23 protein-coding genes are annotated in these 23078 nt (G+C 45.1%); 6 read left to right on the plus strand and 17 right to left on the minus strand.

From position 1 onward, the window contains the following. Positions 1–66: 66 nt before the first annotated feature. From KHQ79_RS18775 to KHQ79_RS18800, 6 genes are all read right to left on the minus strand, one after another. On the minus strand, positions 67–1158 hold the full coding sequence (locus tag KHQ79_RS18775) for a toxic anion resistance protein (protein ID WP_003241234.1): 1092 nt from the start codon (positions 1156–1158) through the stop codon (positions 67–69). Positions 1159–1173: 15 nt separating this feature from the next. After that, positions 1174–2787, minus strand: a complete 1614-nt coding sequence (locus KHQ79_RS18780; protein WP_133488583.1) for a YceG family protein — start codon at positions 2785–2787, stop codon at positions 1174–1176. A gap of 83 nt (positions 2788–2870) precedes the next feature. Continuing rightward, complete coding sequence (locus KHQ79_RS18785; RefSeq protein WP_003241239.1) at positions 2871–3644, minus strand: TerC family protein; 774 nt, start codon at positions 3642–3644, stop codon at positions 2871–2873. 51 nt (positions 3645–3695) lie between these two features. Continuing rightward, entirely contained in the window at positions 3696–4274 is a 579-nt protein-coding gene (locus KHQ79_RS18790; RefSeq protein ID WP_003241242.1) for a TerD family protein, read from the minus strand. A 35-nt stretch (positions 4275–4309) separates the two neighbouring features. Beyond that, positions 4310–4891 carry a TerD family protein gene (locus tag KHQ79_RS18795; protein ID WP_003241245.1) on the minus strand — a complete coding sequence of 194 codons (582 nt, stop codon included), beginning with the start codon at positions 4889–4891 and terminating at the stop codon, positions 4310–4312. A gap of 24 nt (positions 4892–4915) precedes the next feature. Continuing rightward, positions 4916–5515, minus strand: coding sequence for a TerD family protein (locus KHQ79_RS18800; protein WP_003241247.1), 600 nt, complete (start codon positions 5513–5515; stop codon positions 4916–4918). Between the two features lie 283 nt (positions 5516–5798). Between KHQ79_RS18800 and KHQ79_RS18805 the strand changes: the two genes are divergently transcribed. Next, a complete protein-coding gene (locus KHQ79_RS18805) occupies positions 5799–6794 on the plus strand; it encodes an LLM class flavin-dependent oxidoreductase (RefSeq protein WP_003241249.1) in 996 nt (331 codons plus the stop codon). Between the two features lie 37 nt (positions 6795–6831). Here the strand turns inward: KHQ79_RS18805 and znuB are convergent, their stop codons facing one another. The 6 genes from znuB to rapJ form a co-directional block, all read right to left on the minus strand. Then, complete coding sequence (znuB, locus tag KHQ79_RS18810; protein ID WP_003241251.1) at positions 6832–7674, minus strand: zinc ABC transporter permease ZnuB; 843 nt, start codon at positions 7672–7674, stop codon at positions 6832–6834. Continuing rightward, positions 7632–8327, minus strand: a complete 696-nt coding sequence (znuC, locus tag KHQ79_RS18815; RefSeq protein ID WP_003241253.1) for a zinc ABC transporter ATP-binding protein ZnuC — start codon at positions 8325–8327, stop codon at positions 7632–7634. Before znuC ends, znuB begins: the two co-directional genes overlap by 43 nt. Before the next feature lie 54 nt (positions 8328–8381). After that, a complete protein-coding gene (locus KHQ79_RS18820; RefSeq protein WP_003241254.1) occupies positions 8382–9359 on the minus strand; it encodes a metal ABC transporter substrate-binding protein in 978 nt (325 codons plus the stop codon). Between the two features lie 183 nt (positions 9360–9542). Further along, complete coding sequence (locus tag KHQ79_RS18825; protein ID WP_225516518.1) at positions 9543–11234, minus strand: glycoside hydrolase family 13 protein; 1692 nt, start codon at positions 11232–11234, stop codon at positions 9543–9545. Positions 11235–11258: 24 nt separating this feature from the next. After that, positions 11259–12035: an SDR family oxidoreductase gene (locus KHQ79_RS18830; RefSeq protein ID WP_003241260.1), complete on the minus strand. Its 777-nt coding sequence runs from the start codon at positions 12033–12035 to the stop codon at positions 11259–11261. A gap of 107 nt (positions 12036–12142) precedes the next feature. Continuing rightward, positions 12143–13264, minus strand: coding sequence for a response regulator aspartate phosphatase (rapJ, locus tag KHQ79_RS18835; RefSeq protein WP_225516520.1), 1122 nt, complete (start codon positions 13262–13264; stop codon positions 12143–12145). Between the two features lie 122 nt (positions 13265–13386). On the opposite strand from rapJ, the gene cwlK reads away from it, so the two are divergent. After that, positions 13387–13890, plus strand: a complete 504-nt coding sequence (gene cwlK, locus KHQ79_RS18840; protein WP_225516522.1) for a peptidoglycan L-alanyl-D-glutamate endopeptidase CwlK — start codon at positions 13387–13389, stop codon at positions 13888–13890. 6 nt (positions 13891–13896) lie between these two features. On the opposite strand, the gene KHQ79_RS18845 is transcribed toward cwlK, so the two are convergent. Next, on the minus strand, positions 13897–15258 hold the full coding sequence (locus KHQ79_RS18845; protein ID WP_225516524.1) for a YcdB/YcdC domain-containing protein: 1362 nt from the start codon (positions 15256–15258) through the stop codon (positions 13897–13899). Positions 15259–15443: 185 nt separating this feature from the next. After that, positions 15444–16859 carry a YcdB/YcdC domain-containing protein gene (locus KHQ79_RS18850; RefSeq protein WP_225516526.1) on the minus strand — a complete coding sequence of 472 codons (1416 nt, stop codon included), beginning with the start codon at positions 16857–16859 and terminating at the stop codon, positions 15444–15446. A 173-nt stretch (positions 16860–17032) separates the two neighbouring features. Here KHQ79_RS18850 and KHQ79_RS18855 point away from each other — a divergent pair, with 173 nt between their 5' ends. Together KHQ79_RS18855 and KHQ79_RS18860 are read left to right on the plus strand one after the other, a co-directional pair. Beyond that, positions 17033–17140, plus strand: coding sequence for a hypothetical protein (locus KHQ79_RS18855; RefSeq protein ID WP_119913350.1), 108 nt, complete (start codon positions 17033–17035; stop codon positions 17138–17140). 45 nt (positions 17141–17185) lie between these two features. Continuing rightward, on the plus strand, positions 17186–18250 hold the full coding sequence (locus KHQ79_RS18860) for a DUF4352 domain-containing protein (RefSeq protein ID WP_225516528.1): 1065 nt from the start codon (positions 17186–17188) through the stop codon (positions 18248–18250). A gap of 39 nt (positions 18251–18289) precedes the next feature. Here the strand turns inward: KHQ79_RS18860 and KHQ79_RS18865 are convergent, their stop codons facing one another. The 3 genes from KHQ79_RS18865 to natA form a co-directional block, all read right to left on the minus strand. Then, the gene (locus KHQ79_RS18865; RefSeq protein ID WP_003241274.1) at positions 18290–19222 is read right to left on the minus strand and encodes an aldo/keto reductase; all 933 of its coding nucleotides are present in this window, start codon (positions 19220–19222) and stop codon (positions 18290–18292) included. Between the two features lie 135 nt (positions 19223–19357). Next, on the minus strand, positions 19358–20518 hold the full coding sequence (gene natB / locus KHQ79_RS18870) for a sodium ABC transporter permease NatB (RefSeq protein WP_225516530.1): 1161 nt from the start codon (positions 20516–20518) through the stop codon (positions 19358–19360). Then, a complete protein-coding gene (gene natA, locus KHQ79_RS18875; protein ID WP_064815247.1) occupies positions 20519–21259 on the minus strand; it encodes a sodium ABC transporter ATP-binding protein NatA in 741 nt (246 codons plus the stop codon). Between the two features lie 143 nt (positions 21260–21402). Between natA and natR the strand changes: the two genes are divergently transcribed. After that, positions 21403–22104: a two-component system response regulator NatR gene (gene natR, locus KHQ79_RS18880; RefSeq protein ID WP_003241280.1), complete on the plus strand. Its 702-nt coding sequence runs from the start codon at positions 21403–21405 to the stop codon at positions 22102–22104. A gap of 12 nt (positions 22105–22116) precedes the next feature. Further along, entirely contained in the window at positions 22117–23073 is a 957-nt protein-coding gene (gene natK / locus KHQ79_RS18885; RefSeq protein WP_119913347.1) for a two-component system sensor histidine kinase NatK, read from the plus strand. Positions 23074–23078 lie beyond the last annotated feature (5 nt).

Below are 23078 nucleotides of genomic sequence, written 5' to 3' on the forward strand. Positions count from 1 at the left end.
CACATTGTCATTAACTAAATGATGTAAATGAAAAACCCCGCTTATGTTTCACAAGCGGGGGGTTTTTTATTGCTGCAATGCTGCTTTTTTAATATTATCCTGCAGCTGGGCAATACGTCTTGCGCCGTCTTCGCGAAGGCGTTTGTTTTCTTCTTCGATTTGTTTTGTTTCCTGCATGCCGCTGACGATCGTGTTCCAAGACGATTCGATCGTTTCAATATCTATGCTCGGTCTGCCGGCCATTCTGGCAATTTCAACACTTTGGCTCGAGATGTTTTCAGCATTTCGTCTCAGCATCTCGTTTGTCCGGCGGTCAAGCTCGCTCATGGAGTCAGCCACAAGCTTTTGGCGTTTCACGGTAACGGCCTGAATAATGCCGTTTTTGAAAATCGGAATGGTGATGATGAACGCGGAGTTGATCTTCCCGATCAGCTTTGCATTTCCGCGCTGCAGGAGACGGATTTGAGGTGCCGTTTGAAGAGCCACCATCCGTGCCATATCCAGATCATACACCCGTTCCTCAAGCGCCTGAATGCCGTTTCGCAGTGTATCGAGCTGCATTTGCGCCAGCTGATTTCCGCTTGCCGCTTTTTCTTCATATGAAGGAAGGATCGACTGCATCTCTTCCAGCTTCATTTGTCCGGCAACGACGTATTTTTCAAGCTCCATATAGTATTTGATATTGTTTTCATACATTTCATCGAGCGTGTAGTTCGTCTTCGTCATCTCATCTTTATATTTCGAAATCTCAACGTTGATTTTTTCAATCTCTCCGCCAAGCGTCTGGTACTTTTTAAAGATTTTTTCAATCATGCTGCCGCCGCGTTTGAAAATTTTCGCCATCAATCCCTTTGGCTCATCAAAATCATTTTTGTCGAAGCGGTCCATGATTTTCCCAAGCTGAGTCAGCATTGTGCCGGAGTCTGTCACGCTTGTTGTTTTCATCATCCCTAAGATGCGGTCAGAGAACTTGGAAATTTCAACGGCCGGCTCCTTCCCGTACTCAAGCAGTTCCATTTGGTTTTTGACGTCAATTTGCTGTACAAGCCGCTTCACCTCTGGTTCTTGACGGAGCTGGAGACGGATATCGTCAGCTTTCTGCTGGGAAATTTCTTCGTTTTTATCGAGAACAAGCGGGTTTTGATTTTCTGTTGTCATGCTTTTCTTCTCTCCTTACTTTTGGGTAATCGTTCTGAACAGCCTTCTCACAAGCGAAGGCTCTTTATAGTCCTGCTGAAACACCATGTCGTCCAGCCAGTGGATATCATACTGATCCTCTTCAATAAACGGCTCAATGTCTTGATGGCCGGGTGGGTTATAAATGATGATATCGATTCCGATTTCATTCAGGAACAGCAGGGCTGCAGCATCTGAACGCGTGAGTCCGCCGCTCATTTCCGTATGATATAAAACGAGTTTCGGAACGGTTTGCGCATAATCGAACATTTGAATCAATTTCAGCAGTTTAGCAGGCAGGTTTGTTGTTTGTTTAAACAAGTAAATTTGAACATCCTTGACTTGCTCCTGATGCAAAGCCTTAAGCCTCGGGTGCCTGCACATTCTCGAAATCGTTTTGGCAATGGCAGTCTGAACGCCCGCCGGAAGCTGCTTGTACTGCCATACATTGCTTGCCATCAGCTTGTCAGGGTCAATGTTCCCCTCATGGTCAAGCGCGTGGCTGTAATGAAATTGATAGTTTGACTTTATTTCTTCTGTAAACGGAAAGCTTCTTACCATTTCTGTTTCCTGATAATCTGCTAATGTATGAAGCCTGTTCCAATATTCTTTATTGTCTTTCGACACACCCATTACCTTAGCAAATACATTCGGAATCTCGATGGAGTGTTTATCAGCTTTGAAATTCGGCCGAATAAAGGCGCGCTCTTTCGTGATTAAAAACAGTTCATCATAGGTCGTTTTCAGCGTAACAGACATCGGCGTGTGATCTCTAAATTGCCATGGCTTGTACAGCATGGATTCCTCGTGATTCAGCACATGTTCAATTTCCTTTGTTGAGCGGTAGGCCACTGTTGATTTCCGGTCCGGTTTTTCTTTCGGAAACGGCTGAAGCTCCGAAACATCCGGGAGTTTTTCCGTAAAACTGAGCTCCTGCATCGGTTCGACAAGCGCCAGCTGATCGGTTCCCGCCGGATGGAACAGCAGAACATCGCAGCCGACTAACATCAGATAATATAAGAAATAGAGCTGGCTTTTCGTCGCATCTCCGTACCAAACAACCTTTGGCATCTCCCGCTCTATATCGGTTTTTTCCAGCCAAGGATTCAGGTGATTCAAAGAAAACTTCGAGACATCAAGCAGCACTCTGCGAAAATCAGGATGATTTAGCCCCTGCTCATGACTGTCTGCAAAGGTATGTAAAAGCGTCATCAGCGCTTTTCTTAAATGGCGGTGCATCAAGGGATTCGAGTGCTTCGCAATCAGCCTTTCCCCGTCCAGAAAGGCAACAAAGCGGCTGACCGACAGCCCTTTTTCCTGCTGGTTGATGGAATGAATATGCTGGAGCTTTTGAAATGTTTCCGGCTCGATGGTTTTATCAAGCGTTTCACTCAGAATGGTAATGCGATCGTTTACAGACAGCTCATACAGCTCGTTATAGTAGTCCGTCTCATCAATAGGCGTACCCAATATCTGCCCGGCAAGACGAGAAAAAGAAAGGCCTTGTTCTGTTTCATAGTGATCCCGCTCGGGCAATGGCTGAAACAGCAGGCTTTTCCAATCCCCATCAGCCGGGACCGCTTTATGAATGGTTAATTCTTCTTGTCTCATCATATCCTCCTTTCCGGTTTGTCATCGGACGATATTTCTGTAACAAAAAAGGAAGGATATTGAACCTCCCTCCTTGTTTTGTTTTATTCTTCTTTTGAAGCGGCTGTTTGTTCACGCACCTGCTTTTGTTTGTTGATGTAGTGAATGATAAAGGTTACCGCAAATGCAGCGATAATGATAATGAAGAATACAGAGTGCGGCATTTCGTAATGGAAAGCACTTGCCGCCATTTTCAGCGCGATAATTCCGATTAACACGAATGCTGTGTTTTCGAGCTCAGGAATTTTATCAATCAGGACAAGGAATACTTTTGCCACTGTACGCATCATTAGAATACCAAGCATACCGCCGATCAGAAGCACCCATACTTTTTCTGACACCGCAAATGCGGCCAGGATGCTGTCCACAGAGAAGGCAAGGTCCATCAATTCAACTGAAATAACAGTTGCCCAGAAGATACCGAATGTGCGGACCATCCAAGAATTTTTCTTAATGCCGTCCGCTTCCTCTTCTTTTTCGCCGATCCAGAAGTGCTTAATGACGAGCCAAGCGAGATAAAGCGCGCCAAGCACCTTGATCCACCAGAATTTAATGAGGAGCATACCGAGCCCGATGAAAATAAACCTGAAAATATAAGCTCCAAACAAACCATACGTTAACGCTTTTTTCCGCTGTTTTTCCGGCAGGTGTTTGACCATCACCGCAAGAACAAGCGCGTTATCGGCCGATAAAAGGCCTTCCAGAACAACAAGGGAACCGATCAGACCCCAGGAAACAGGATCAGACAATACCTCTCCCCACATTTTCCAATCGAAAAATGAAGCATACGTAGACATGATATGATGTAAAAAGTCCAAGTTTTTTCCTCCTATTAATTTAAAACGGTGACTTCTCTATTTGTCACTCGCTTACACTTGCAAACCGTAGTTCCGGCACAATGCAGCCAGTCCGCCGGAAAAACCGCTGCCGATCGCATTGAATTTCCACTCGCCGCCGTGTCTGTAAAGCTCACAAACGACAACAGCTGTTTCAATGGAGAAGTCTTCTCCCAAGTCGAAGCGAAGAAGCTCATTCTGCGTCTCTTCGTCCACAACGCGCACAAACGCATTGGAAACTTGTCCAAAATTTTGGCTGCGTGCTTCTGCGTCGTGAATGGTCACTGTGATGCCGATTTTCTCAATGTGAGCAGGGATTTTCGAAAAATCAACGATAATCTGCTCATCATCTCCGTCGCCCTCACCCGTGCGGTTGTCACCCGTATGGATGACACCGCCGCTCGGATGTTCAAGGTTATTATAGAAGACGAAATCGAGATCATTCACGCAGTTATCATGCGCATCAACTAAAAAGGCTGAAGCATCCAGGTCAAAATCGTGCCCGCCGGAGTACTTGTTTGTATCCCAGCCTAAGCCGATCACTGCTTTTGTGAGTCCTGGATTTGTTTTCGTTAAATCAATGCGCTGTCCTTTTGATAATTGAATGGCCATACTGCCTCTCTCCTTTCTGCTCTTCGTAATTGGTCTTAACCGACTTGCAAACCGTAGTCTGTTGCGATGCGGGCAAGACCGCCTTGGTAGCCTGAGCCGATAGCGGAGAATTTCCACTCGCCGTTATGTCTGTAAAGCTCCCCTGCAATGATTGCCGTTTCAATAGAGAAATCTTCCGCAAGGTCATAACGGATGAGCTCTTCATTTGTTTCTTCATTTACGATGCGAACGAACGCGTTTGATACTTGTCCAAAGTTTTGGCTGCGTGCTTCCGCTTCGTGAATTGTGATAACAAATGAGATTTTATCAATGTTAGCCGGCACAGCGCTGAGATTCACCTTTACATTCTCATCGTCGCCTTCGCCTAAGCCTGTCAGGTTATCGCCTGAGTGGACGACTGAACCGTTGCCGCCTTCAAGCTGATTGTAGAAAATAAAATCGTTTGGAGACGCGCATTTCCCTGCTGCATCTAACAGAAATACACTTGAGTCAAGGTCAAAGTCGTGCCCGCCGTCATACTTATTCGTATCCCAGCCTAAACCGACAACAACCTTTGAAAGACCCGGATTTGTTTTTGTCAAATCTACTTTTTGTCCTTTTGCCAATGAAATTGCCATGTTTCATCCACTCCTTTTTTTCTTTTACGCGTATCGGCTGATAATATCTTCTAATCTCGTATCATTTGTGCCTTCACCGATCGCCGCAAACTTCCACTCGCTGCCGCTGCGGTAGATTTCTGCTGTAATCAAGCTTGTTCTGCCGGCATAATTGTCTCTCAAATTGTATTTGAGCATTTCTTCATGATTCGATTGATCAACCACACGGATAAACGCATTTTGAATCATGCCGAAATCTTGTTTTCTTCTGACACAATCATAAATATTAACAACAAATACAAGCTTATCGATGTTTGCAGGCACTTTTTCCAAATCTATCATAATTTGCTCGTCATCGCCCGCACCGTCGCCTGTCAGGTTGTCGCCTGTGTGCTTTACACTGCCGCAGCGGCTTTTCAGATTGCCGAAATAAATGACATTCTTTTTATCGGTGAATTTTCCGTTTTCCAGCATCAGCACTGAAGCGTCACAGTCGATATTCGCACCGCCTCCGCCAAGCAGTTTGCTGAAAAACCCCCCGCCTGAAGAAACCGGGTCCCAGCCGAGACCGACCATCAATTTTGACAGACCGGCTTTTCCTTTTGTTAAATCAATTCGCTGACCTTTTTCTAAAGAAATTGCCACACGATTCACTCCTACTCATCGAAATGTGAAGATAGTCACATTTATTTTTACGCTCACATGGAAAATAAGCCGTAAATTATTAATATATACGTTTGTTATTATATCAAAGTTTCGTTAAAGTTAAGAATAATTGACGAAAATCCTCGAAAAAAACCTTCCATATTTGCTATATGTTTTGCAAATGCTATGAAGTACAAATCTTAAACAAACCATTTGACGTGAGCGAGTCATTTTGCCTATTCTTGTGTCACATTCTAAAAACAGACAGAAAGGAAGCGGCCTTTTGATTCATTTAAGCATACTTGATCAGGCACCTGTTTCTAAAGGAAAAAGCCCTGTGACGACTCTTCAGCATTCGGTTGAGCTAGCCCAATTAAGCGAACAGTGGGGCTATAAACGTTATTGGTTTGCCGAACATCACAGCACGAAAGGACTGGCAAGCACAGCGCCTGAAATCATGATCGCCCGCATCGCAGCACAGACAAGCACGATTCGTGTCGGGTCAGGCGGGGTGCTGCTGCCCCAGTACAGCCCATTTAAGGTGGCCGAAACCTTTCGCCAGCTTGAGGCACTGTATCCAAACCGGATTGACCTTGGCGTCGGGCGTTCCCCCGGCGGCACGACAAAAACCCGTCTTGCCTTAACGGACGGGGTGAAAAAAAGCTTAACCGATTTTAACAGACAGCTGCAGGATGTCTCTTATTTTCTCACGGATTCGCTTCCTGCCGGGCATCCGTATGCCGGAATCAAAGCGGCGCCCCTTATTGACACTGCACCGGAGCTGTGGGTGCTCGGTCTCGGTGAAAACAGCGCAAGACGCGCGGCGCACCAGGGCATTGGGTATGTGTTTGGGCATTTCATTAACCCCGAACGAGGAGAAAATGCGTTTCGCGTCTACAGGGAAAGCTTTCAGCCATCAGCCCATTTCTCGTCCCCGTCCGCCTTGTTTACGATTTTTGTCATTTGCGCAAAAACAGATGAAGAGGCAGAAGAGCTCACATTAAGCCAGGATTTATGGCTTCTTCGCGTCGGAAAAGGCTTGGATAGCCGCGTGCCGACCATCGAGGAAGCAAAAGCGCATCCCTACACAGAGTCCGATAAAAAACTTATAGAGGAAAACAGAAAGCGGATGGTGATCGGTTCTCCAAACACTGTCAAACAGCAGCTTTTAGAGCTCACAGACCGCTATGAAACAAATGAAATTATGGTTCTATGCAATGTGTTTGATTTTGAGGCGAAAAAAGAATCTTATGAACGTCTTGCTGAATTGTTTCTATAAAAAAAGCAGTTTTCCCTAGGGAAAACTGCTTTTCATGTTACTGACGCCCTTTTTTACGCTGGGCTTCTTTTTTGATAAACATCCAAACTCCCTGAACCACAAATCCGATCAGCAGGAGAACGATCAAAAGCAGGGTAATGGACGGCCCTGGCGGCGTTCCGAGCTGATAAGATGATGTCAGTCCCATAAATACGCTAAATAACGAAATGAGTATGGCTGTGATAAATACCATGTTAAAGCCCTTAGCAATTCTGATGGCGAATGCTGCCGGCAATACGAGCAGGGCTGATACAAGAAGAACCCCGATGATCGGAATAATGACCGAGATCGCAAGGCCTGTGACGATACTGAATGACATCGACAGAACGTTTGTGTTTATTCCGGATGTTTTTGCTGTTGCTTCATCAAACGTCAGCAGGTAGAGCGGTCTTTTCAGTACGATAAAGTAAAGCAAAATCAGCAACGTAATGATGCCGATAATATACACCTGCTGCTGGTTTACTGTCACGAGCGAACCAAATAGATATTGATCGATGCTCATATTGGCGGTGCCTTTTGAAAGGCTGATTAAAAACATCGCGAAGGACAAACCAGCCGCCATTAAGATGGCAATGGATACTTCTGAATACGTCCGATATGCCCGCCGCATGTATTCAATCCCGATAGCGCCGATGGTCACGACGACTATGCTCGCCGCGGTAATATTGGTGCTGAGGAAAAAGCCGATGGCAACACCCGACAATGAAATATGCGAAAGTGTGTCAGCCATTAAGGCCTGTCTTCTGAGAACGAGATACACCCCTAAAATCGGGGCCATGATGGCAATCATGCCGCCTGCTAGAAAAGCTCGTCGCATGAATTCCAAGTCAAACATTTCCATCCGCCTTTTTCTCCTCTCTCTAATCGAATCACTTTATCTAAAAATTGCTGTACTTCATTTTGTTCGTGAGTAACCATCACAACTGTGCGGTTGTGATTTTTCACGAGATGGTGCATAAATTCGTAAAATCCTTTTCTGCTGTCATAGTCAACGGCTGTTGTCGGTTCGTCCAGCATTAAGAGGTCCGGATTGCTGGCAAGCATTCTGGCGATACAGATTTTCTGCTTCTGTCCGCCAGATAAGTCGCCGATTTTCCGGTGGCGAAGCTCCCACATTTCCACCATTTTCAGCGCTTTTTCCACTTCGATATGATCTTCTTCATTTAAACGTTTAAACCATTTCCCTTTTGTATAGCGGCCTGACTGAACAAGCTCCAGCACCGTACTCGGAAAGCCAGCGTTAAATGAAGAAATTTGCTGCGGGACGTACCCTATTGTCAGGCGTTTTCCTTCTGTATTCCTTTTACTGATCGTCACCGTGCCTTCCCACGGTTTCAGCATGCCAAGCATCACCTTCATGAGCGTTGATTTAGAGGCGCCGTTTGGTCCCGTGATGCCGACAAACTCACCGCTTTCAATATCAAGTGATACTTTATCCAAAACAGGCGTGTGGGAATAGCCGAAAACGATATCTTTCAATGAGACGAGATTCATGTCAATCTTCCTTTCTCACAAAGAAATAGTGTGCACCCTCCGGCGCACACTATCTTATGATTTAACCAATAGTGAATCTTTCAGGGCATCGAGGTTTTGTTTCATAATGTCGATATACCCTAAACCTTTATCCTGTTCTTCTTTGCTTAAGCCTTCCAGTGTATTAAGCACTTCTGTCTTCGCGCCGATTTCACTGGCGAGCGTATCTGCGACCTTTGAGGATGCAATTTCTTCAAAGTAAATAACTTTTACGTTATGTTCTTTGGCATATGTTTTCAGCTTTGCCAAGTCGGCTGCGCTCGGTTCTTGGTCGGGCGAAATCCCTGCAATCGGAACCTGCGTCAAACCGTATTCTTTTGCCAGATAGCCAAAAGCTGTATGCTGCGTAATGAATTCTTTCTTCTCCGCTTTTTTTACGGTTGTACGATATAGTTTATCAAGATCCTGCAGTTTTGCAATATATTCTTTACTATTTTTCTCATAGTATTCTTTGTTATCCGGGTCCTGCTTTACGATTTGCGCCGTAATATTTTTAACTTCTTTCTGCGCCAGAACAGGACTGAGCCATACGTGAGGGTCCATTGCATGGCTGTGCTCATGCTCCCCATGTTCATGTTCCTCGTGCTCTCCGTGCTCTTCATGTTCTTCTTCAGAGCCTTCCATTAAATCAATGCCTTTGCTCGCATTAACGAAAACGGCATGGCCTTGGCCCATGCTTTTTTCAGTTGACGGCACCCACGTCTCCATGTACTCACTATTATAAACGAACAAATCGGCATCTTGAATGTTGGCAATGTCTTTCGGCGTCGGTTCCCAATCATGAGGCTCGACGGAAGATGGAATTAACAGATCCACATCTCCTTTGTCTTTTACAATTTGTTTCGTAAATTCATACATCGGGTAGAACGTTGTGACAATGTGCAGTTTATCACTCTTCGAATCCGCTGACCCTTTTGTTGATGAGTTGCCGCATGCTGCCACTAATAAAAAGCACGCTGCAATCACAAACAAACCGCTCCATTTTTTAAACATATTGTATATCCCCTCTTTTTCATAGTGACTTAAATCAAAATGATAACGATTTTGTAATCCTATATCATAATAAACCGAAGTCATTACGTTTTGCAAGATTAATTTTCATTTTGATTTTATTCTTCCCGTCTGCAGCATGAATATATGTACTTGAAAAAACCCGGCTGAAAATGCCGGGCTGAGTCATTTGACTGTTTTGTCGAAAAGATACACTCTGCTCTCGTAAGGCTGAAATACCATTTCATCAGCAAGATCACCGTTGTTTTTATAATTGCTGAGAAGCAGGGATGATTGCTCCTTGCCGCAGTGCTTAGGCCATCGGAAAACAGCTTGGTCTTTTGAAAAGTTATTGACCGACAAAAGCTGCTGTTTGCCGTTTTCTCTCATGTATACAAACAGCTGCGGATCATCCGGAAGCAAAAGGTCATAGCTCCCTTTGATAAGGTCAGCATACTGCTTTCTCAGGCTGATCAGCTTTTTGTAATAGGTTAAGATCGAATCAGGGTCTGTCTGAGCTTCCTCCACATTGATGGACGAGAAGTTCGGGTTGACCTTCAGCCAGGGCGTGCCGTCAGTAAATCCTGCATTCTTGCCGCTGCTCCACTGCATCGGTGTCCGGGCGTGATCCCTGCTTTTGGCTAAGATCGATCTCATCACATCTTCTGGATCATAGCCTTTTTCAAACACCCGTTTATGATACATATTGATCGTTTGGATATCTTTGTAGTCCTCAATCCGGGTAAACGGCGCGTTTGTCATCCCGATTTCTTCTCCCTGATAAATATACGGCGTGCCCTTCATAAGATAAAGAACGGTGGCCAGCATTTTCGCAGATGCTTTGCGGTATTCCCCATCGTCTCCGAACCTGGACACAATCCGGGGCTGGTCGTGGTTGCACCAATACAATGTATTCCAGCCTTGATGTTCAAGCTTCTTTTGCCATGTTGTCAAAACCGATTTTAAATCAGAAAGCTCAAGGGGTTTCAGATCCCAATGTTCTTTTCCGGGCTGCTGGTCAAGCTCCATATGCTGAAAATGAAAAATCATATTTAGTTCATGCTTATCAGTTCCCGTATACTTCAGCCCTTCCTCCGGTGTGACACTGCCAACCTCTCCGACAGACATGACATCGTACCGGGAAAATACTTCATCTGTCATTTCTTTTAAATAGTCATGAATTCGTTCGCCATTTGGCTGGAAAGGCTTCGGCTCTGCCTGCTGATTGATATAGTCCTCATACGAAGGAAGATATTCTTTCTTAGAGATGAGGTGGAGCTGGTCAATGCGCAAGCCGTCCACCCCTTTGTCGAGCCAAAATCTCATCATGTCAAATACCGCTTCGCGCACCTCAGGATGCTCCCAATTTAAATCAGCTTGTTTGACAGCATTCATGTGGAGATAATATTCCCCCGTATGCTCCTCGTATTGCCAAACCGGGCATCCATAGTCAGACACCCAGTCCGTCGGCGGGCCGTTCTTTGTGCCGGGGCGCCAAAAGTAATAGCTGCGGTATTTGCTGTTTTTGTCCAGCTCCGCTTTTTTAAACCACGGATGCTCGACCGAGGTATGATTTAACACAAAGTCCATCACCAGCTTTAACCCTCGCTGGTGCACCTGGTCAAGCAGCTCGTGAAAATCATCCATCGTTCCGTATGAATCCATAACCGTCTTATGGTCCGTCACATCATAACCGTAATCAACATTCGGAGAAGGATAAATCGGGCAAATCCAAATCACATCTGCCCCGAGCTCCTTTATGTAGTCAAGACGGGAAATGATCCCCCGCAAGTCTCCAATTCCATCTCCATTGCTGTCCTGAAAGCTCCTTGGATAAATTTGATACACCACCGCATCCTTCCACCACTCTGTTTTCATCCCGCAGTCCCCCTGTTTTGTGTTCTATTCAAGCTGAGACGGATAAAGTGTCATTCCGCCATCGACGAAGAGTGTTGTGCCGGTCACATAGCTTGCTTCCTCAGATACGAGCCAAGCAGCTGCTGCCGCCACCTCTTCCGGTTTTCCGAAGGCTTTCATCGGGATTTTTTTCAGTTGTTTTTGCCTGCTCTCTTCCTTTTTCGTATCAACATTTGATTCTGTGGCAATGGTGCCGGGTGCTATCGCGTTGACGCGGATTCCTTTATCCGCATAGTTGAGCGCAAGCGTTTCTGTCATCATCTTGATACCGCCTTTGGACGTGGAATACTGAACGTTGACGGGGCGCGGGATCTGCTGGTGAACACTCGAGATATTCAGCACATTGCCTTTGATATTGTTTTTCATCATGTGGCTAAGCGCTGCTTTTGCTCCCATAAAGGTTCCGGTGACGTTGACATCAATGACTCTCTGCCAATCTTCAAGGCTCATCTCATGCGGCATGGCCTCCGCGCCGTTAAAGCCGGAGTTGTTCACCATCACATCAAGTGTGCCAAAATGCTCTAAAGCGGCGTCCAAGAGCGCCTGAATCCCTTCTTCTTTTGACACGTCCGCCTCAACTGCGACGGCCTGCCCTCCGTTATTCTTAATGATGTCCACAGTTTCATCGGCTCCCGACGGATCGCTGTGATAGTTCACGACAACATTCATTTTCTCGTGTCCGAACCGTTCCGCAATGGCTCTCCCGATTCCTTTTGAAGAGCCTGTCACAATCGCTGTTTTTCCGGTTAAGTCTTTATACATAAACGATATCCTCCTCTGAATTTTCATTATGCAGTGGAAAATACCCTATTTTTCCGGGTTGGAAACAGCATAAAAAAGCAGAGAACCTGTATGTTCTCTGCCATCTTCTATTGAAAACGCTGCTCGGCAAGCGTTTTTTTTATGTTCATCAGCCTGCGGTAAAAGAATGCGGCGGACTCGTAGCGTTCTTGCTGATTGAAGCGTTCCGCTGTATCATGCAGCAGTTCTTCAGCATCGGCAAGAAGCTGGCGGGATTCCAGCAGGTCAAAGCATTCTTCAAGCACGCTCCGGTCGCCGTCGCCAAGATACAGCTCATGAATGAGGCGGAATTTCGTTAAGTACATGTCATCTTCCCATTCAGCCGCGCTCTTTATCCCGCGGTCATACATCTCTCCCGCTTTGTCGTATTTTCCCTGTTTACAGTAGATATGGGTCAGTGAAAAAACAGCTTGAACGGCCTGCTGAAAGTTGTGCTCCTCAAAAATGGCGGCGGCTCTTTTGAAATAGCCCTCCGCTTCACTGAAATCACCCAGACTGTACTTGCAGTGTCCGACATTATAATGGGCAGCGGCGATCATATACGCTTCCTCAAGCTGCCTTGCATGATCTAAGGCGCTGCACAAGTGTGTCAGCGCTTTTTCATGATGATAGACATCGGTCAAATTTCCGGCGATGATAAATTCACACTGCACACGGCGGCGCCCGTACAGTTCATATTTCGTATAGATATCTAGCGCCTGGCTCGCATAATTCATGGAAAAATATGTTTGTTTGATGTGATAATACACTTCGGCAACCTTAAAAAGAAACTCAGCTTTTTCGATCTCATCCTCGACATACTCGAGCTTTTCCTCGGCATGTTTATAATGGTCAATCGCTAATATAAAATTTTTCTGCTTAAATTCGTACATTCCTCTGAAATAATAAAAGTAGTATTCCAATAAGCCTGTGAGTTTTTGCTGATTGCTTTCAATTTCTTTCAGCATATCAGAGAACGGAGGCTTGGTGTCGCTGTCTTTCACCGGCATCAGCTTATCGAGCATGATTCGATGCCGGAATTCCATCAAAGAAAAATATAAAAGCAAGTCCTGATTTTCTTCCATGTCTTCTAAATCGTATTCAATCTCCTGCTTTAACGCTTCTGCTTGATCTGCTTCAAATGCGCGAATGAACTTGTACCATTCGTTTAGCTTTACTGCTACTTCTTCAGATGGAATCTTTGCTCTCATCGGTCTGCCTCCTTCCTCCTGCTACTATTTATGTTATATTTTATCATAGCTGTTCTCTTTTAGAGAGAGTCAATCTCTTAAAAGCGTTAACATTCAACACATCATGAGAAAGTGAGACCGATATGAAATTATCCGCAAAAACATCCGTTATCTTATGTATTCTGTTTCTTCTTGATCTGTGTTTTAGTTATATACGGCACGAATGGCATTCTCAAAACGCCCTGCAGAATATGCCTGTTCCTTCGGCTCTTCATCCGATTGTGAAGCAGAATGCCGACGCTCTAAAGGCCGCAGCAGCGAATAAAGGCATTAGCGTTGTCATTACAGAAGGATTCAGGTCCTTTAAGGAACAAGACGAATTATATAAACAGGGACGAACAAAAAAAGGGAATATTGTCACCTATGCAAGAGGAGGGGAATCGTATCATAACTATGGTTTAGCTATTGATTTCGCCCTTCAAAAAAAGGATGGCAGCATCATATGGGATATGGAATATGACGGCAATCAAAACGGAAAATCAGATTGGCTGGAGGTTGTCGAGATTGCTAAGAAACTCGGTTTTAAGTGGGGCGGGGACTGGAAACGATTCAAGGATTACCCCCACCTGGAGATGATTCCTGACTAGACACCCTCACAGCCTTTTCTTTTTCCTTATGTGCGCATCAATATAGGAAGGATAAACCGGCTTATATACAAGTTTGTAATGCTGATCGCTGCCTGCTGTAAAATCAGGCTGCCATTCCAGCTTCACATCAAAAGCGGCTAAAAACGTTTCTCTCGCTTCTTCAGCTGAAACATCCGGCCTGTGATTTATTGTTTCTAATTGTTCAGGGTCAATATCCGGTGCCATAAAAGCGTCAATCTTTCCGGTTTCCGGATTGACAATGATGCGGGCAGCGCCGAATCGCAACGGCACTTCTTTATACCAGACAGAAAAATGATTGCGGACTCTCCCTCTTTCATCAATTCGGACGGGATTCACTCTGAAAAACTCAGCCGCTCTTGGATAGAGGGCATACAAAAATTGAAGCGCTGTCTCCTGGCATTCTTCCGTTGAGCATTGGCGGGTGTTCCGCTGGTCCATAAAAGAGATCGCCGCTTTTAATTTTCCTGTTCTTTTATCAGTCTTCATTTTGATTGTGTTTTTATTTCTCGTTTCAAAATAGCTTCCTATGCTTAAATCCTTCCGCTCCGGCGCAGTGCCTTTGCGCCACGTGCTTCCCATTTCTTCTCCAAAGTCCTTTTCACTGACTTTCTGCATATCAGAGGTGAGGCCCAGCATGGCATATATATCGATTTCGTCCGTGTTCTGAAGCGGCGGCAGGGGCGCCCCGTTTTCTATTCTTTCATCTGCAATATGCTGGTCGGGCACGATTTCGTCTACATCCGCGGGATAGCTGTATCCCGGCAGAATCGGTTCATACACAAGCCTGGGTGACTGTTCGCCATCAATGACATCGTACATCAGCTGCAAAGACATTGTATTTAAGTAATGAGACACTACCTTCTCTTTTGCTACAAATTCCTTTGGAACTTCGGCTTTATGCTCTTCTCCGTAATATAAAAAATGGACAATCTGTCCGCTGCGTGTCATATCAATTAAAAAGCCTGAATTGGGAAGCGGAAGCCCCAGTTCCATTTTGGTATAGACAAAACGGACGTGCTGCCCCCGTTCTTCCTTGCCTTGAAAATGAAACTTCATAAATGTGCCGGGATGGTTGGCAGCAGCAAACTGAAGAGCCGTCAGCTTCAGCTCGGCATCTGGAAGTTTTTTGTCTGCCTCAGAGCGCACGGTTGTTGAAAAGGTGAGTAAAGCACCATCATTTCCGAGTTCAACTATAATGTGCTTTTCCGGATCTTCAGGGTCCTTCCAGATGAAATATGCCTGCCCCTTCTTCTTTTGCTTCTGGTCGTAATCTTCTATCTCAAGCTCATAATGAGGCGGTACATTCCCGATCTCTTGCGCCTTCTTTTTCAGCTGTTTAGTAACCAATGAAGTCATCCTTTCAAAGAGTCTACGACAAAGAGAATCCTGTTTATTATATAAAAAGACCTTTCTTCATTTAAAGTGAAGAAAGGTCCTTTTCTATTATTGTCATTGTTTTTCAATATCCTTTCTGCTACTTTCATCACATATCACCTTTTACACCTGCGGCATTTGTGTGACTTTTGACTGTTTTACCATGAACTGATAACGGGCTCTCCTGTATGGGCTTCAATAAAACGCGGATACACCGGTTTGTAGACGAGCCGGTAGGTGTGTTCTTCATCATCGCGGTATTCTCTCTCCCAGCCCAGCTCAACTCTAAAATGCTGCCAAAAAATAGACTTGGCTTGTTCTGCAGAAATGGCCGGAACGGGATGAATGGTTTCCAGCTCCTTTGGGTCAATATCCGGTCCCATATAAACGGTAATGTGCCCTGTCTGGCGGCTGACGCAGATTCTGATCTGCCCAAACCGGAGCGGGACCCCGTGACAGTGCGCTTCAAATGTAAAACCAGCGACTGCGTTTTCTTCTTCATCCGGCTCATCGTACCTGATCTTAAAATATTGATCGGCATTCGGAAATAAAGCAAACAGGAAGCGAAGCGCAATTTTTTCGCACTCTGCCTCAGTTACTGTCAACGGCCCCTTTTTCTCCATAAATGACATGACGCCTTCGAGTTTTCCGGTTTCTTTGTTATGGATGGTTTTCAGCACTTGATGAGTCCGCCCTTTCAACCAGCTGTCCATGCTTTTATCAGCCGGTTGATACACAGGATCATCCGGATTCCGCCAAACGGTCTTGATTCTCCCGTCTCCCAAATCCGCTTCCCGCTCTTTGACAAAACCTTTTTCGATGCCGATCATGTTGCCAGGATCAGCCTTTTCGTGAATGCCCTCGAATAAAGGGAGAGGAAAGCTTTCCCGCTCCCTGTCATCGTCTTCATCAAATTCTTTTTCTTCTTGAACCAAATCTGCAGGTACGGTAATGGCCCTGCATTCAGGCTCATACACCAAATGCGGCTGATCGTCCCCGTTTTTGTAAACAGAACGATGGAGAACCTCAAACAAAAGGTCGAACTCCACGTCCTTCTTGATGAAGGCAAGCGCCTCTTCATAATCCGCGACCCGCTTTGGCTTGATGATGCTGCCCGCTTTGCCATAATAGCGGAAGTAAATGATATCACCTGATAAGGAAACTTCAGCCATAAATCCGCTCATGGGAAGAGGAAGCTCGTCTTCTATTTGAACATATGAAAATCTCACTTTATCGTCGTATGTACGGTCATTTTCTTCACGGACAAAGGCAGAGAGCGCGCTAGGATAATGAGTCTCGACAAATTGGCGCATGATATCCTCTAATTGCTGCTCAGACAGCCTTTCTTCGCTTTCAGGCTCAATATCACGGGAAAGGGATTCCGGCTGCCCGTCCGTCCCAAGTTCCACGATAATGCCGATGTGTTCATCCTGAGGATCTACCCAACAAAAATGTGCTCTTTTCTCATCATCGCCATAATCTTCAATTTCCAGTTTTAAGTGTGTCGGCACCCGGCCGATTTCCAGTGCTTTTTGTTTCAGTTCCTCTTTTTTCACCAAGACGGCCCCTTTCATTATTCTTATGTCCCCTTCAACTAATCAAAAAGTAGTAGTCTAAAATACACAAATTTCTGAGTTTACCAGTTTTACCAGAACATTTTTCACCAAAAATAGTATGATGAACCTATTCAATATAAAAGCTAATAATCTTAAAATTAATTCCGTTGTAACTTTTTATAGGTCCATTCATGACAAAGAAGGGCGGAGTTTCCAGAAAATCCGGTGAAAACCGTGAGAAAAGAACTGATTTTTTTGGTTATATGATGCTAATCCATTCAAAAAGATCCATTTCTTAAAGACAAAAGACTCCCTTCCCTAAACCATTTGAGGAGGAAAAATGAATGTTTCAGAAAAAAACGTACGCTATTTTCCTAATTCTTCTGCTGATGATGTTTACAGCTGCTTGTTCCGGAAGCAAAACAAGCGCGGAGAAGAAAAATTCAGAAACAGAAAAAAGCTCAGATATAGCTCAAGTCAAAATCAAAGATGTCTCTTATACACTTCCGTCTCAGTATGATAAGTCCACTTCAGATGACCAGCTTGTGTTAAAAGTCAATGTCGCTGTGAAAAACACAGGAAAAGAACCGCTTAATGTAGACAGTATGGATTTCACTTTGTATCAAGGTGATACCAAAATGTCTGACACAGATCCTGAAGACTATAACGAAAAGCTTCAAGGCAGCACGATTAACGCTGACAAATCGGTTGAAGGAAACCTTTTCTTCGTTGTAGATAAAGGCGAGAAATACGAGCTTAACTATACACCGGAATCTTACGGTGATAAAAAGCCGAAATCAGTTACTTTCAAAATTGACGGAAAAGACAAAAAAATCCTTGCGACAGCAGACCAGCTCCAAGACTCTGCAAAAGCGTTATCAGCTTATGTTGATGTCCTTCTTTTCGGTAAAGACAACGCTGATTTCGAAAAAATCACCGGTGCCAACAAAAATGAAATTGTAAATGATTTCAACGAGTCCGCCAAAGACGGCTATCTCTCAGCTTCCGGCCTTTCCAGCACATATGCGGACAGCAAAGCGCTTGATAATATCGTGAACGGCATTAAAGCGGGATTAAGCAAAAACTCTTCCATTCAGGCGAAAACAACTTCGATCTCCAAAGACGAAGCGATTGTTGAAGCCACAATTAAACCAGTAGATGCATCTTCACTCTCAGACCGCATCGAAGACAGAGTGAAAGACTACTACAGCAAAAATGCTGGCGCAAGCTATGAAGAAGCTGTGAAATACGCGCTTCAAGTATATCCTGAGGAATTCAAAAAGCTCGGGCCGGCTTCATCTGAAAAAACGGTTGAAGTGAAAATGAAGAAAAATGACATCGACCAATGGCAGCTTGATATGGACGATTACAGAGCAGCAGAATTAGTCGAAGCATTCATTAAAGAATAAAACCCCAAAAGGAAATAGCCTCCAAGGCTATTTCCTTTTTTATGTGAAAATCTCACTGATGAAATTCGACTCATCTTCGGTCAGTTCTATGTTCAAGGTTTTCAGGTTATCCTTCAGCTGTTCCGGACGCTTAGCACCTGGAATGATGGCGTCTATCGCCGGTCTCGTTAACAGCCACGCCAAGGCGACATGTGCCGTCTCCGCTTGTTTTTCCTCCGCTACCGCTTTCAGCTTGTCTACTTTTTTGAGATTGTGAATAAACGTTTCTCCCTGAAATTGCGGCTTGTCCTTTCTAAAGTCTTCGAAGACCGTGTCTTTCGTGAATTTTCCTGTCAGCAGTCCGGACGCGAGCGGAAAATAAGGAATAAAGGAAATGCCGTGTTTTTCACAGTACGGAAGCAGCTCTTTTTCGGCATCACGCTGAATAAGCGAGTATTCTGCCTGAAAGACCTCCAAATAGCCGTCTGCATTACATTCCTGCAATTGCTGATAGTCGAGGTTCGAAGCGCCGATCGCTTTGATTTTCCCCTCATCCTTCAGCTCCTTCAGCGTGCCTGCCACTTCAGCGAGAGGCGTTTTGCCATCCGGGAAATGAACATAATACAAATCAATGTAATCTGTTTTCAGCCGCTTCAGGCTCTTTTCCACCTCGCCGCGAAGAAATTCACGGCTGTTGTCTAGTTCAATGCTGCCGTTCACTTCTTTATGGGCCCCTTTGGTAGCAATAATGAGATCATTCCGCACGCCGCGTTCCCGCACGACCTCGCCGATTAGTTCTTCGGAACGCCCCAGTCCATATATAAAGGCGGTGTCGATAAAGTTCACGCCGCCATCCAATGCCGTGCGCACCAAATCTTTCCCTGTTTCATCATTCAGGTTCGGAAATAGATTATGCCCGCCGACCGCATTCGCACCGAATCCGATCCGCTTCACCTGCAGCTTCGTCTTGCCAAGTGTACGTGTTTGATCCATTGTTCCTTCTCCTTTGAAACCAATTTTGATGAAAAATAGTGCAGGGTCACTTTCTGTATTAGATATCCTTTTTCTATTTTCCTTCTTTTTTCAGGATATACAAAAAGGAGAAAGTGTATTTCTCCTTTTGCAAGTTTATTTTGGCAGAACCCATTTATCTTTCAAGAAACAGGCTCTGGCCAGTAAATAGAAAATGGCGATAAGCACGGCAATGGTTCCTGACGTGCACAAAATGGCAACCGGGCCAACCATCCCGAATAAAAGCTGTTTGAATAACGCATGCAGGTTCAGAAACGGGATGACAAAGTACGATAAATCAAATTGGTTCGGTGCCTTGCTGAAGATGAAAAACATCGGGAACATAGGCAGAAAGACGACGAGAGACATATAGCTTTGCGCTTCTTTTACCGAGCTGGAAATGATGCTGATGAAAAGCTCCATCGCAGAGATCAGCAATGCAGAAAGCACGATGATTAAAGCTGAAGCGCCGATTACAGCCCACATATGATCTCCAAGCTGGAAGGCCGTCTTTAAATTTTCGGTAAATAACACGGTGGACAAAATCAAAAACACCAAAGCCAATACACCTGAGGCAACTCCAAAAGTAGAAACCGCAAGCCACTTGCCGACCAGCACTTTGTTTCTGCTGACTGGCGTCAACAGCAGCGCCTCGATTGATTTCCGGTCCTTTTCCCCGGCCATGATATCAAGAGCAATCGGCATTGCGCCGGAAACAATGGATGTTAGGATCAGCATGGGCAGAATCGCAGAAATCATAATAGCGGAAGCCCCTTTCTCCTCGTCCGCTTCCTTTTGCTGAATCGTAAACGGCTGGATCACCGATTGATCAATATGTTTATCGGTTAAACGTTCCTGCACAATTTCATTTTTGTATTGATCTAAGGCAGACTGCACAAGCTGCATGGCATTTGACGACCCTTGATCGATTGAATTGCCATACACATCAACCTCAAAAGGCGTCATGCTGTTGACATATGAGTTGAACTCTTTCGGGACGTTCAGATAGGCATCTGCTTTTCCATCATCAACCGCTTCTTTAGGCTTTGCAAATGTTTTTACGCTGATCTCGTCAATCGCATTGAGCTTGTTTTCCAGTGCGGGCGACAGAGAATGGCCGACAGCCAGTGTGTATTGCTCCCCTTTGTCGGACAGCATGCTTTCATAAAAGAAGACAAGCCCGAGCATTGTAATCATCGGAACTAAGATCGTGAGTAAAATCGTTTTTCTGTCACGCAAAGCGTCGATCATTTCTTTTTTATAAATATGGCTCAGCATTTAAGAAATCCCCCTGACAAGCTTAGACATAAAGATGTAATTCAAATCCTCACTGCGCTCGCTCTCGTATAATGATTCAAGCGCTCCCCGGTAAATCACCTCTCCGCTGTGAATCATGATGACACTGTCACAGAGCGCCTGCACTTCCTCCATAATGTGGCTGGAGAAAAGAATGGTTTTTTGTTCTCTTTTCAGCTGCTGGATGAATTCGCGGAAGATGTTGCTGGATGTAATATCAAGCCCTGTTGTCGGCTCATCAAATAAAATGATGTCAGGATCGTGAATCAGCGCTCTGGCTATCGCGACCTTCTGCCTCATGCCTTTCGAAAACCCGCCCACTCTGCGGTTCATATAATCGCGCATGCCGAACCGTTTCGATAAATCTTCTATTCTGGCTTTGATCTCGTGACGGTTTAGCCCATACAGCCGGCCGAAATATTGCAGATTTTCTTTAGCGGTCATCCTGTCGTAAAGTCCGGTTTCTCCTCCGAATAAGACGCCGATTCTTTTTTTGACCTCGGCCGGCTGCTTGACCGTGTCAAAGCCGGCTACTGTGATTGCACCCTGTGACGGTTCAAGCAAGGCAGCAATCATTCTCAGCATCGTCGTTTTGCCGGCACCGTTTTCTCCGAGAATGCCGACGACTTCTCCTTTTTGAATTGTTAGGCTTACATCTCGCACCGCTTTGACTACTTTTTTCTTATCATGAAACCTGCGGCTGCAATCGGTCAGTGTAATCATGTCACAATCTCCCTTTTCGTTATTTCTAGTAATGACTATATACGAAATGCTGGATTTGTTGGATAAAGTTGTCGCGAAGAGTTCTTTTTATGTCGCGAAATGGGATAGAATAAAGATGATTCTATGTAACTAGGGGAATGATAATGGTAAAAGTCGGACTTGTCGATGACTATCGAGTAGATTTAGAGAAACTGGAAGCGATTGTATCCAGAATGCAGGATGTCGAAATTGTCTTTTCCACCGATTCAGCGGAGGAAGCCTACAGCCGGGTGAAGACCGGAGACATTGATCTGCTGCTTGCCGATATCGAGATGCCTCATATGTCTGGCTATGAGCTTGCTGATTTGATCAGATCCCATTCGCTTGATGTGGATGTGATTTTCGTCACCGGCAACGGCGGCTATGCCGTTCACGCCTTTGACCTGAATGTCCATGATTATATTATGAAGCCGTACCATGCCGACCGGCTGAACGCTTCCTTCGAACGTTATTTGAAAAAGAAAACGGAAACGAGTTTGAATGGGCGGATATTGATTAAGCAAAAATCTGAAATGCACGTTCTGCAAAAAAAGGATATCATTTTCGCAGAACGGACGGGACGTTCGACGACGATTGTGACAACCGCCGAAGAAGTGCAGACGTATCAAACATTAAATGATATTAAAGGCGATCTGCCGGAGAAGGATTTTCTCCGTTCGCACCGATCCTTTATTATCAACATTCATTACATAAAACATTTTTCCGCTTATACAAAGCATTCGTTTACGGTTTCCTTTGAGGGAACGCCTAAAAAAGCGATGATCACCAAGCAGCAGCTTGATTATTTTCAAAACTATTATTTTTGAGGAGTTCAGGATGTGATTACCCTTTTTCAATGTCTTTATCTGTTTTTATTTAGTTTCATATTTTATCAGGGGGCTGCTGCTCTTTCGCACAGTACAGCCCTCTCTTGGCTCACCGCTGCTTTAGGCGCAGCGGCAGCAGGATTGTACCTATGGAAAACGAAGCGGGTGTGGGACCGCTGTTCCTTCCAGCTTTGTGCGTGGATTGCTGTGATCCAATTGATGTCAGCGGCGGCTGTGCTGAATGGCGCGACTATATTACCGGCATTGTTTGTGATCGTGATATTTGCAGCATGTGAAGGGCTCCGTATCGGACAGTCTGCTTCGCTGGCTAGGTTTTCTGACAAAATTGTTCAGCTGACTCAAGCGGAACAGCATGCCAATCGAATGCTGATGGACGTCAGAAGCCGGAATCACGACACAATGAAGCATATAACAGCGATCCGTTCAGCGCAGTCCAAGGCAGATACACAAGCATATATTCAAAACTGGGCGGATCAGTACAGTCAATATGACCGTTTTTTGAAGGGAGAGAATGCGTACGTTGCAGGAGTGCTTTATGATTTTCTTGAAAAAGCACGTGTTTCAGGTATCACGGTTTCACTGCATATGCATACACCGCTTTCTTCACTTCCGTTTTCACCAGCTGATCAGGTCAGCTTGGTCGGCAACATATTGGAAAATGCGCTCGACAGCGCGGCGGAGACCCAAGAAAAAGCGGAGATTAAGCTGGAAACCTCGCTGCGAAGCGGGCTTTATGTGCTGATTTGTGAAAACAGCACGCCTGGCATGGACCCAAAAGTGCTCGATACACTGTATCAATCGTTTGGCCGTTCCACGAAAAGCGGCCCTCATGAAGGCATGGGCACGTATATCATTCAAAAACTGGTGAAGAGCGCTTTTGGCAGGCTGGATTTTACCTACCGCCACCCCGTCTTCCGGTTAGAAATCAAAATTCCGTTTCAGAAATAAAAAAA

The organism is Bacillus sp. TSO22, from assembly GCF_020223595.1.
In the GTDB taxonomy this organism is placed as follows: Bacteria; Bacillota; Bacilli; order Bacillales; family Bacillaceae; genus Bacillus; species Bacillus inaquosorum.